Origin of the sequence: Desulfitispora alkaliphila (assembly GCF_050433185.1) — a bacterium.
GTDB classification, from domain to species: domain Bacteria; phylum Bacillota; class Desulfitisporia; order Desulfitisporales; family Desulfitisporaceae; genus Desulfitispora; species Desulfitispora alkaliphila.
Genome location: NZ_JBNPXS010000020.1, coordinates 39488 through 50969 on the forward strand (window position 1 = coordinate 39488; position 11482 = coordinate 50969).

12 protein-coding genes are annotated in these 11482 nt (G+C 39.0%); 5 read left to right on the forward strand and 7 right to left on the reverse strand.

The window, feature by feature from the left end; genetic code table 11:
- Positions 1–2: 2 nt before the first annotated feature.
- The 3 genes from GGQ84_RS08765 to GGQ84_RS08775 all read right to left on the reverse strand — a co-directional run bounded on the left by GGQ84_RS08765 (position 3) and on the right by GGQ84_RS08775 (position 1004).
- A complete protein-coding gene (locus GGQ84_RS08765; protein ID WP_429161778.1) occupies positions 3–353 on the reverse strand; it encodes a cupin domain-containing protein in 351 nt (116 codons plus the stop codon).
- Positions 354–427: 74 nt separating this feature from the next.
- A complete protein-coding gene (locus GGQ84_RS08770; RefSeq protein WP_429161780.1) occupies positions 428–691 on the reverse strand; it encodes a hypothetical protein in 264 nt (87 codons plus the stop codon).
- 31 nt (positions 692–722) lie between these two features.
- Positions 723–1004 (reverse strand): DUF503 domain-containing protein, encoded by a 282-nt coding sequence (locus tag GGQ84_RS08775; protein ID WP_429161782.1) that lies wholly within the window; start codon positions 1002–1004, stop codon positions 723–725.
- Positions 1005–1113: 109 nt separating this feature from the next.
- Here GGQ84_RS08775 and GGQ84_RS08780 point away from each other — a divergent pair, with 109 nt between their 5' ends.
- Positions 1114–1383: a DUF2619 domain-containing protein gene (locus GGQ84_RS08780; RefSeq protein ID WP_429161784.1), complete on the forward strand. Its 270-nt coding sequence runs from the start codon at positions 1114–1116 to the stop codon at positions 1381–1383.
- Between the two features lie 13 nt (positions 1384–1396).
- On the opposite strand, the gene cls is transcribed toward GGQ84_RS08780, so the two are convergent.
- Positions 1397–2845 carry a cardiolipin synthase gene (gene cls / locus GGQ84_RS08785; RefSeq protein ID WP_429161786.1) on the reverse strand — a complete coding sequence of 483 codons (1449 nt, stop codon included), beginning with the start codon at positions 2843–2845 and terminating at the stop codon, positions 1397–1399.
- An 89-nt stretch (positions 2846–2934) separates the two neighbouring features.
- Between cls and GGQ84_RS08790 the strand changes: the two genes are divergently transcribed.
- Positions 2935–3411 carry a hypothetical protein gene (locus GGQ84_RS08790; protein ID WP_429161788.1) on the forward strand — a complete coding sequence of 159 codons (477 nt, stop codon included), beginning with the start codon at positions 2935–2937 and terminating at the stop codon, positions 3409–3411.
- 15 nt (positions 3412–3426) lie between these two features.
- On the opposite strand, the gene GGQ84_RS08795 is transcribed toward GGQ84_RS08790, so the two are convergent.
- From GGQ84_RS08795 to GGQ84_RS08805, 3 genes are all read right to left on the reverse strand, one after another.
- The gene (locus GGQ84_RS08795) at positions 3427–4815 is read right to left on the reverse strand and encodes a hypothetical protein (protein ID WP_429161789.1); all 1389 of its coding nucleotides are present in this window, start codon (positions 4813–4815) and stop codon (positions 3427–3429) included.
- Positions 4816–4841: 26 nt separating this feature from the next.
- Positions 4842–6125 carry an FAD-dependent oxidoreductase gene (locus GGQ84_RS08800; RefSeq protein ID WP_429161798.1) on the reverse strand — a complete coding sequence of 428 codons (1284 nt, stop codon included), beginning with the start codon at positions 6123–6125 and terminating at the stop codon, positions 4842–4844.
- A gap of 228 nt (positions 6126–6353) precedes the next feature.
- Positions 6354–7913 carry a glycine betaine uptake BCCT transporter gene (locus GGQ84_RS08805; protein ID WP_429161800.1) on the reverse strand — a complete coding sequence of 520 codons (1560 nt, stop codon included), beginning with the start codon at positions 7911–7913 and terminating at the stop codon, positions 6354–6356.
- Between the two features lie 200 nt (positions 7914–8113).
- On the opposite strand from GGQ84_RS08805, the gene GGQ84_RS08810 reads away from it, so the two are divergent.
- From GGQ84_RS08810 to GGQ84_RS08820, 3 genes are read left to right on the forward strand one after another with little or no spacing between them, the layout of a single operon-like run.
- Entirely contained in the window at positions 8114–8503 is a 390-nt protein-coding gene (locus GGQ84_RS08810) for a GntR family transcriptional regulator (RefSeq protein WP_429161791.1), read from the forward strand.
- Positions 8496–9398: an ABC transporter ATP-binding protein gene (locus GGQ84_RS08815; protein ID WP_429161793.1), complete on the forward strand. Its 903-nt coding sequence runs from the start codon at positions 8496–8498 to the stop codon at positions 9396–9398. Before GGQ84_RS08810 ends, GGQ84_RS08815 begins: the two co-directional genes overlap by 8 nt.
- Positions 9370–11388: a DUF6449 domain-containing protein gene (locus tag GGQ84_RS08820; RefSeq protein WP_429161795.1), complete on the forward strand. Its 2019-nt coding sequence runs from the start codon at positions 9370–9372 to the stop codon at positions 11386–11388. Before GGQ84_RS08815 ends, GGQ84_RS08820 begins: the two co-directional genes overlap by 29 nt.
- Positions 11389–11482: the final 94 nt, after the last annotated feature.

Genomic DNA, 11482 nt, shown 5'->3' on the forward strand with positions numbered 1-11482 from the left:
TCCTATTTATCTACTTTAATCATTTCCACAGGTAGTGGTGCTGCAAAAGCCACAAAAACAAGGGGTTCATCTCCTGTTGCTTTAATTCCGTGTATCTCTGTCTTTGCTGCTACTGCTACCATCCCCTTTTCAAGAGGAGCAGTTTTCCCATCTCCTAAAAAGTATTCACCTTTTCCCTGCAATACTACCCAAACGTCATCGGTCTCCGGGTGATAGTGGGCAGGTAGCTCTTCTCCTGCTGGAACATACCATACTGCTCCATTTAGGCGCTCATTTTCATAAAACACCTTTTTGGTAGCCTTCTCTGGCACATCTGTCAAAATCTCTTCAACAGAAAATAGTCTTTCTGTCATAATCTTTTACCCCCTTTAAATTGTTGTCTATTAAAATTTCTGTACAAAGACAACTTATCCTGCTTATCCTTCCATTATCCCTCTTCCAAAAGTTCATTTTGCAAATTTATTTTTCCTCCCACAAACTGACCAAAAATAGCTGTAATAATCAAAAAGGGTATGATTATATCATTAAAATCTAATGCAATTCTTACTTTATAAAGCAAGGGTATACTTAAATGGATAGCCACAAACCAAGATAAAGAATATCTTTTAACCGACGACCGCCACAAACCCATGGGTAAGTTCACCACAAAGGCTAAAACACATATAAGCAGTGCTAAATACAACTGTTCCAATTACCTTACCCCCAAAGATAAACTTTTTACTTCATAGTATTTCAACATGACACTCACCTAGAGTGTAGTTATAGTTTCTATCTATAAAATTCAGTATCGTATCTACCTGGCTATTTACATGAGCGTTGTCTACTCCTACAACAGCAATTCCCAAAGTGCTCTTTTGCCATTTGTCCTGATGGTCAACCTCTGCAATGGCCGCATTAAATTTATTTTGAACTTTTCTTATGATGCTCTTTAATACACTCCTCTTTTCTTTCAGGGAGTGACTATCAGGAATATAAAGAATTAATTCAATTTTACCCACGAGCATTTAATCACCTCTCTCGACTCAGCTTATATTATAGCATATATTTAATATTGATATTTATTATTGTGTTATACTATAGTGTAAGAAAAATTTTTGAAAGAGAGGTTGTCCTATGGCAGAAGAACATGCGGCAAGAATAATGCTTACCATTAGAGTCATGCTCACACTAATTTCAGCTACCGGCGTTTACTTAATGTACAAAAACCCAACCATAGAAGCAGGTTTAAAGATCAATTCCTTTATCATCATCATAAACCCTCTCCTATTTTTAGTTCTCAATATGGTTGGTGTGGCTGGTCTTGCGGGTAAGGTATCTTTCCTAAAGTTAGGTCTCATCTTGTCAGGAGCATTGCTGATTTTTTTGGGTACAATTACCAAATGATAGCAAACTGTTTTTAAATTAAGGGTGAGAATAACCTAGCTATTGATTCAGCTACATGACGATACCATCTTTTATTTTTTTTGTATTCCTGGTAATCTATTTCGATACTATCATCCATATCCACTTCCAATTGCTTTATTGCCTGTTTAATGGTTTCCCGGTTGTACACTAGGGCATTTACTTCAAAGTCGATATGAAAGCTTCGCATGTTGAAGTTTGCAGAACCTGTTGATAGTATATGATCATCGCAAATTAGCATTTTGGAGTGGATAAAACCTTTTTGGTATAGATAGATTTTCACACCCGCCTCTAAAAGCTCTTCAATGTACGAATGAGTAGCAAAATAAATGGTTCGATGGTCTGGTTTGCCAGGCACTATTATTCGCACATCTACACCGCTCAAAACAGCTGTTTTTAACGCCATTATAGTGGGGTCATCTAAGATGAGATATGGTGTAGTAATCCACACACTTCTGTTTGCATTTGTAATTAAGGTAAAGTAGGTCTGCATAATTGCAGGCCATCTGGTATCTGGGCCACTACTGACTATCTGTAGGTAATGTTTTTCCAGACTAGTAATAAAAATGGGCGGAAAATAATTTTCACCACTAATGGCTTCTTTACTGACAAAATACCAGTCTTTTAAAAATATAACCTGAAGGTTGTAAACACTCTTGCCACATATTCTAATATGGGCATCACGCCAAAACCCCAAACGCTTGCTTTTCCCCACGTATTCATCGCCTAAATTAAAACCACCTGTATATGCAATTTTACCATCTATAATTGCAATTTTTCTGTGATTTCTGTAGTTAAGCCTCCTATTTATCATTGGAAACATTAACGGCAGAAAAGAAAACACTTTTATTCCTGCTTTCTTCAGCTGCCTTACATAATTCCTCTCTATACTCTTGCTTCCGATGTGGTCATAAATTAGCCTTACCTCGCACCCATCTTCAGCTTTCTTTATCAATAAATTCTTTAGCTTTTGACCGATTTCATCATTTCTAATTATAAAAAATACAATATGAATGTGATCTCTTGCCTCTTCGATATCCCTAAAGAGCTTTTTATAAAGAGTTTCACCCTCGAATATTAGCTCCACTTGATTATTAGGCAGTAGAGGGGCATGAGAAGTTGTCACTGCTAATTGGCTCACTCGCTCAGACCTTGCATCGTAATTCGGCAGGATTTCATCTGCAGTAACCTCTTCACTGTATTGAGCAAGAAGTTTTTCCTGCTTTTTTACATATGCCATTTCACTATCGGGAAGCCAATTACTTTTGCGCCAGTTGCTTCCGAAAAAGATATATAATATAAAACCCAGTACTGGCAAAAACGTGAGTACTAATAGCCACCCCACAGTCTTTGAAGGGTTTCTTTTCTCCAGCAAAATAACCATGCTGATAAACACTATAGTCACTATAAACAGAATTGAAATAATTGTTGTTAAGTACTCCACTCTAATCACCTTTTCACTTTAAACTCAATAATAATATATTAGTTCTTTGTATATTTTGCGATTCCTTTAAAATTAGGAGGTGAGTAGCCGTGGAAATTCAGTGTAACCAAATGGCAAGCAACGCTTGTCCTTGCGCTTTATCTGCTTTAAATAACTGTGTTATGTGCAGTCACCTTAAGGGAGAAAACTTTTGCAACTGCAATTGGAATGGTCACTGCGTTTTTTTGGAATACAAATTCCAACAGCCCAAAGTCACCCCCCCTTCACAGCATAACCAGATTAAAAAAGCATCTTTCGCCACTCTAGCTAATCAACCCAATACACATATTGTCTATTTTTTAGTACCAAAACGCACCCTGAACTCTTTAGATCCTACTAAACCTATATCAATTCAACCCCAAAATAACGATCTAGTCGTTTTTAACATCGCACCTAAAAACTATAGCAAGGACAACGGCATACTTTCTATTTTATTGTCTCTACAAGACCAACGGGAAAAACAAGCCCTGGCAGAAAACAAGTATTTCTATGTTAAAGAAAAGAAACCCAAAGAAATAGATCTTTGAGCCCCCTCAAAAAAATTACATTATTAATACTGCTACAACCACAGCTACGGTTAAACCAGAGATTACGGCTATAAAGTTTCTCCTGACTAGATCTGTAGGACTAACCCCAGCAATACCTGCATCAGCTACTACTCCAAAGGCCCAAGCTGTTAAGGTTCCCCCTCCAGCCCAGATAGAAGCTACCTGTCCCAGAGCAGCTAATGTTGCTACATCTACACCAGACGGTCCTCCTAAAGAGGCTGCCAATGATCCTATAAGAGGTAACCCAGAAAATCCTGATCCATCAAGACCAGTCATTAGCCCTATCAGAACAATTCCTATTGCCAGTGGAACCGTACCCAAGGGAATATTGGTTGCAAGAGCTGTACCTAAATCAAACATAAATCCAGGAGCTCCTTGCCCTAAAATAGCTTCAGCATGATTAGGCGCACCTAAAAAGAAAAATCCAGCAATAGGTATAACCGGTGCAAATATTTTAATTGCAAAAAGTAAACCCTCTCGCAAAAAGCCTACTAATTTCTCAAAAGCTTCTCCTTTGTGATGAACAACTGTTGTTACTAACATCATAATTGCTGCAGCTCCTCCCAAAAGAGAAGTAGCTCCGCCTCCCTGAATGTTAGCTATATGATCGTTCATATTGGAATAAACCATCATCCCCACAATAGATATAAATACTAATGGCACCAAAAATGCAAATATCTTAGCGTATCCAGGAGCTGCTTCAGGTTCTTCTAGCTTCAACAACTCGCTTTTTTGCGGTTTGCCATTTAGTATTTCCTTGCGCATCATAAAAAAAGCTACTAGCAATGCTGTAATACCTACAATTATTCCAAACATAGCTCCCTTTGATACAACTAATGCCACATCTACATCCGCTGCATTAGCCGTAATTGAAGGCGCTCCTTGCAGGACAACATCTCCAGACAACGCCATTCCATGGCCACTCAGATTAATTGCAACAGCAGCTGCCATGGGCGGCAAGCCCGAAGCAATGGCTACTGGAATCAGCATTGTCCCCACTAAGGCAACTGCTGGAGTGGGCCAAAAAAATGTAGCTGCTAAAAACATACACAGGGCTAAACCAAAATAAGCTATCACCGGTTTAGCCATTAGCTTTCTAGCTGGCGCCACCATGTAAAAGTCTGCTCCCATGCTTTGCAGAGATTTTAGCATTCCCACCATTAACGCGATTACTAACATTATATCAAAAAGACTGGTTCCTGCTGTTTCTAGTGCCTTAAAAACGGTTTGTCCTCCCCCTACTATGGAACCGGTCCACATCCATCCAATAATAAATATCCCCAAAATACACGGCAAGACCACATCTCGCCTAAAAACCATAAGTCCTATTACAACAAGTACTACTGACAAGTACACCCAGTGCGTTGCCATTAAATCCGGCATTTTCTAGCCCCCCAATAAAATAAAACCTAACTTATTTTTTCTCTAAATACTCCTTTTAGCCCAACTTTATTTACTATGTCCTGAATTTCACTCTTTTCAGTTGTATAAAGACCTAACTCCTTCATCCGCTCAAAGTACACAGAGCCTGAAAAGGTATACTTCTTAGTTAGCCCCTCTTCATTTGTCATTCTTTTATTCACATAAGAAATAGCATCACCTACTACTAACTCCTCAGGAATAACCAAGAGGTCTTTTCCTACTGCTCTTCTAACAGCATTGTGTCCTGCTAGGATACCAGTCACTATTGCCTCTGTATGACCCACAAGTAGACCCGCTTTTTCCCCAGCACAGAATAGGTTGGTAACTCCGTCAACTTTTAAACTATTATCTCTAGGAGATAGTGCAAGATATCTAATTGAATTTCCTAGTCCCCCTGCATAAGGGTCTTCAAAGCGCGCGTTTTCAAAGCCAGGTATTTTTCGCAAGCTCTCTAGTTGATAAAAAGGAGACATCAGCTTAGCGTGACCTGTGTCTAAGAGTATGATATTTTGCGCAAAATCTTTAAGGGCATATTGTTGACATGCCTTTGCAGAAAGCATTTCTTCCCCTTTGCGCAGCTCTTCAGGAATTGGAATAACAGCAACTCCCTTTTCATCTAATTCCCTAACGATATTTTCACTAAGAGAATCTTTATGCAGCTTACATGATCCACTCATAGCTCCAACAGATCCGTCACCCTTCTTGCCTACAAATTCTTTCACCCCAGCTTTGGCTGCTATACTAACTCTCCCACCGAAGGTAGGGCATCTGTAGATACACATTACACAACCATTGCCGTATTTTGAGCAGTTACCCATAGGGCCAGCTGTTCCAGTTGCTTCAACAAAAACGTCTGCAGAGTACTCCTCATCTTGATTAGCTATTACTTTTTCAATTCGCTCTCCGTCTAAAGCTACGTCTTTTACTCTAGTCTGAAGTTTAATTGTTATTCCCTTTTGCTGTAAAAGTCCTTTTATTGCTGGCTCAATAGTAGCCACATCGTAAAGGGTTACATGCTTGTGTCCTGGAAATTCTATATCTTGATGCCGGGCGTTGTTGTCAATAACAGAGAATACTTCATCTCCACCCATAGCAATGGCTTCCTCAGTGGCTGTAAATCTACCATTATTTCGCATTATCCCTCCTACAAGCCCTGTTCCCAAAAGCATATCAGACCTTTCTAAAACTGTTACTTCAGATCCAGCATTAGCCGCTGAAACAGCAGCACTAACACCAGCCCATCCTCCTCCAACTACTACAACTTTTACCATCATAATCCTCCCTTAAGTCTTTGTCCGCCTCCGGTAGACATATGTCTATCGATTTCTATGTTATAAATTGTCGATTATATTAGCTTTTCTTAGTTTAACATACCGGGTTTTCAAAGAAAAGTGCCATAATCCCCCTGTTAGTGTCCACTATTAGCGGATATGGTTCACCTGTACAAACATTATAGATTACCATATTAAATCATTCTAAAGTCTCAAAATTACTCCTTTTTATTTACCATTACCATTTTCATCCTCTAGAACATAGTCTTCTATCATTTTTTCCAGCTTTTTAATCCGCTTCTTTTCCTTCAGCTTCTCTTCCTTAAGCTCTCGCTTTAACTCTTTATTGATAGACATAACCATTCCCAGCATTATAACTGTAAATGGTAGAGCGGCTATAATCGAGGCCGTTTGCAACCCCTCTAAGCCCCCACTCCAAAGAAGCACAGCAGCAATACTAGACTGTAACACTCCCCACACAATCTTGACTGATATATTGGGATTGAGTACGCCTTTAGAAGTGAGAATACCCAGTACAAAGGTGGCTGAATCTGCAGAGGTTATAAAAAATGTGATAATAAGCAAAATAGCCGTCAGCACTAAGAGAGTTCCAAGGGGGAACTGCTCTAAAGTAATAAATAGGGCCGAGGTTACATCCGCATTTACTGCTTGGGCGATTTCTACTCCCTGAAATATTTCCAGATACAAAGCTGCTCCGCCAAAGGTAGAAAACCAGAGAGCGCCTAAAATAGCTGGGACAAATAGAACACCCATTACAAACTCTCTAATTGTTCGCCCTCTAGAAACCCGGGCGATAAAGGTCCCTACAAAGGGCGCCCAAGATATCCACCATGCCCAGTAAAATAGTGTCCAAGAGCCAACCCAACCACTTCCTCCGAAAGGAGTTAAGCGAAAGCTCATGGGAATAAAATTTCCTAAGTATCTGCCCATAGTAGCAGTAAAGTTGTCCACTATAAACAAAGTAGGTCCTGCTAACAACACGAAGAATAAGAGAGCAGATGCCACACCTAGGTTTATATTGCTCAAAGTTTTAATCCCTCTGTTCAACCCTGTTGAAGCAGAAATCATATACAACACAGTAACTACCAAAATTATAATCAGCTGAGTGCTGGTAGTATTTGGTATGCCAAATGTATGGGAAATTCCTCCACCAATTTGTAGTGCACCAAATCCTAATGAAGTGGCCACACCAAAGGCAGTAGCTATTACCGCCAGACTGTCAATACTCTTCCCAATGGGCCCGTTCACCTTATCTCCTATTAAGGGGCGAAAGGTGGCACTAATTAATCCGGATTCGCCTTTGCGAAAGCGGAAATAGGCCAACGTTAATGCGATAACAGCATATATTGCCCAAGGATGTAGCCCCCAATGGAAATAGGAGTACCGTAAAGCAATCATTGCCGCTTCTTTAGTCTCTGGGTTCACTCCTTCAGGTGGAGCCATATAGTGAAAAATCGGTTCTGCTACACCCCAAAACACTAGCCCAATTCCCATCCCTGCTGAAAAGAGCATACCCAGCCACGTATAGAAGCTGTAATCAGGTTCATCATCTTTCTTGCCTAATTTAATGCTTCCATAAGGACCAAATCCCAAATAAATGACGAAAAACACAAAAATAAATGTGCTCAGTAGATAGAACCATCCGAAACCTTCAATAATAAATCCCAATAGCGTACCTGTTCTTTCAGCTAAGCTCTCAGGCAATAAAAAACCCCAAATTACAAACATGAGAATTACAGCTACTGATACATAAAAGACAGTTCCCATTTCTCCTTTTTTCACATCAATCATTCCCTTACTTAAGTTAGTTTTTTTTATTGTAACCAATTATGCAATATGTGATATTATAATTTTTCTGCATTATTTTGTCAAAATGATATTGACTAAATAAGAGAACAAAGATATAATCTAACTGTATTAAGCGTATTAATACAGTTGTTGTGGTTAGTACAGAAAGGAGGAAGTTGATGTTTGAATTGGATTTGAGAAGTCGCCTGCCTATATATGAACAATTAATGGAAAAAACCAAAGAGCTTATAATTAATGAACTTTTACAAGCTGATGAGCAACTGCCCTCAGTACGCGCTTTAGCTCAGCAGTTGACTATAAACCCCAACACAATTCAAAAGGCCTACAAGGAATTAGAAAGACAGGGTTATGTTTATTCTGTAAAAGGCAAAGGCCACTTTGTAGCACCAATTCTTCAAGACAGACAACATGAGAAAAAACAGTTTTTAAAGGAAGAATTGACAAAGCTTATTTCAGAAGCTCTGTATCTGGGAATGAGCAAAGAAGAGATTTATGAAATAATCTCCACTGTTGAAGAAGGTATTGGAAGGAGGACTAAAGGTGATTAAAACAACTAATTTGGTTAAAAGCTTTGGAGACTTAGAAGCACTAAATGGAGTCAATCTACATGTAAAAAAGGGATCCATCTATGGCCTCCTGGGTTCTAATGGTGCTGGTAAGACTACTTTACTAAAAATCTTAGCGGGTATTTATAAGCAGGATCAGGGTCAGGCTTTAATTGATGCTGAACCCATTTTTGAAAATGACACTTTAAAGCAAAGAGTAATCTTTATTTCTGATACTCTTTATTTCTTCCCCTCCTACACTATTGAGGATATGGCTATCTTTTATAAGAGTATTTATAGCTCTTGGGATCAAGAAAGATATGCTTCTTTACAGTCTGTATTTAAGATAGATCGCAAGAAGAAAATTCAGAGTCTATCAAAGGGGATGCAGCGACAAGTGGCAATTTGGCTAGCCCTTGCCCTAGTTCCTGAGGTTTTAATTTTAGACGAACCCTTAGACGGCCTAGACACAGTTATGCGCCAGCAGGTGAAAAACATATTATTTCAAGAGGTGGCCGATCGCCAGCTGACCATCATTATCTCCTCTCATAACTTGAGAGAGCTAGAGGATTTCTGTGACCACATCGGCATCATGCACAATGGAGCTATAATTGTGGAAAAGGAATTGGATGATTTAAAACGGGATATCCACAAAGTCCAAGTTGCCTTTAAAGAGCCTTTAACTATCAATCAGCTAGAGCAATTAAATCTGTTACATAAGGAAGAACGAGGGAGTGTTTGGTTGTTAATAGTAAAAGGAGAAAAAAGCGATCTAATGGATTATTTTAAGGAGCTTAATCCTATTTTATTGGATATATTACCCCTAACATTAGAGGAGATATTTATTTATGAAATGGAGGGAACTGGATATGCAGTGGAAAACATCATTTTTGAATAGGGGGCTGATTAGAAACGCCTTTAAGCGCTTGTATTGGATTCCTTCATTATATCTTGGTGTTCTATTCTTTACAGTGCCTTTACAGGTTGTAATGCAAGCTCCTTTATTAAATAATGACACTTATAACTATTCCTTTCAGCAAATTTTGGGGTTTGGATCTAATCCATTTAATCTCATGTTGATTTTAACAGTGCCAGTATTAACTGCCCTACTATTGTTTAATTATCTGCATAGCAAAGGCTATTCAGACGCCATGCACAGCTTGCCCATTAAGCGCAGTGCCATGTTTACCAGTCATGTATTTGTGGGTCTCTTGTTTTTAGCACTGCCTGCTATTATTACAGCTATTGCCACCTGGCTTTTGAGTATAACACTTAACTTGACTGAATTTGTTGAAGCCCAAAGTATTCTTACTTGGCTCTTTACAGTTTTACTTATGAATTCGGTGATGTTTATGAGTGCAGTCTTTATGGGCATGGTCACTGGATTAGCCATGGCTCAAGGGGTTTTCACCTATATTTTACTGTTTTTGCCCATTGGTCTAGTGACTTTACTGGCTTATAACCTGCAATTGTTTTTGTATGGATTTGATTGGAATTATTATATGGAATCAAGTATGGACTTGTTAATAATAATCTCTCCCCTGATGAGAATTTTTAACCTGACATCAAATTTGCTGTCAACAAGGGAGGTTTTTGGTTACGCCCTATTCTGTGCTGTGCTTTTTGGTCTATCCTATTATCTGTATCGCATCCGAAAGCTAGAGCGCAATATGGAGACAATCACTTTTAACGGCATCAATCACCTGTTTAAATACGGTTTTACTCTATGCTTTATGCTCCTAGGTGGACTTTATTTTGGTAGCGCCCACGGGGGGCTAAGTTGGATAATATTCGGCTATATTTTCTTTTCAATTGTAGGCTTTTTTATTGCAGAGGCTATTTTGCAAAAATCGGTCTATGTTTTTAACAAAAGAGCCTTTATTCACTATGGAGCATATTTAGCCATAGTGATGGCAGTTTTCACAGCAGTTAACACAGATGCCATCGGATACGAGGATAGAATTCCTCCCCCCCATGAAGTAGAGGCAGTTTACTATAGCCAAGGTGGCTATTGGGCTTATCTCAATAATAACCAACGCCTTTATCAGGAGGAGGAAAATATACAATACATTCAGCAGTTACACCAAGCCCTTATTACTAACAGGCAAGGAGTACATGAGAACAGATTACAGCCCGGTGGTCGTGCCAATATCACTATTATTTATGAGCTCAAGAACGGTGGTGAAATTGCAAGATCATACCAAGTGTTTGATACTACAGCTTTTAAGGAATTAATGGATCCTATTCACAATTCAACAGAATACAAAAAGGTTAACTACGATATTTTTCATGTAGATCCTGATGACTTAGATAAAATCACCTTCGGAACCTATGCTCATGGCAACCATAAGTCTTATTCTGTTGTAAACCAAAGTGAAATTGAGGAAGTAGTATCTATATTGCAGCAGGATATTCTGGCAACAAGCTATGAAGATCTTACTTCCGCTAGAAACTGGGGCTTTATCGAAGTATATGTACCTGTTAAAGATGACCCAAGAGCTATGCATACCAGGAGCTCCCATATGAGCTGGAATAAATCTTTTCATCTAATTGATGCTTGGCTAGAGGAAAAAGGTTATTTAGAGCATGCTAGGATCACCAGTAGCGATGTCCATTCACTGATAGTGGAGCAGGTGTATTCATTAGAGGATATTCATGATAACCCAAGCGGTATCGTTCAAGATGAGAACATTATCTTTAAAACCTCGGATCCGGCTGAAATTGAAAAATGCATGCTTATGTCTAGGGAGCACAGGTGGAGAAAACCTGAAGGCAACTTCCCCCAATATTTAGTGAGATATTATAATCAGGATAATCAACAGATTATGTATGAAGAGCTAACAAAGGAAGATATGCCTTCCTTTGTAGCAGACCAGATTGCTGAGTAATATCGAGTAGGAGGTAGATAATTATTTTATCTACCGTCCTCTCACACCACCAAGCATACCGTTCGGTACTTGGCGGTTCATTAAGTTAATTGCA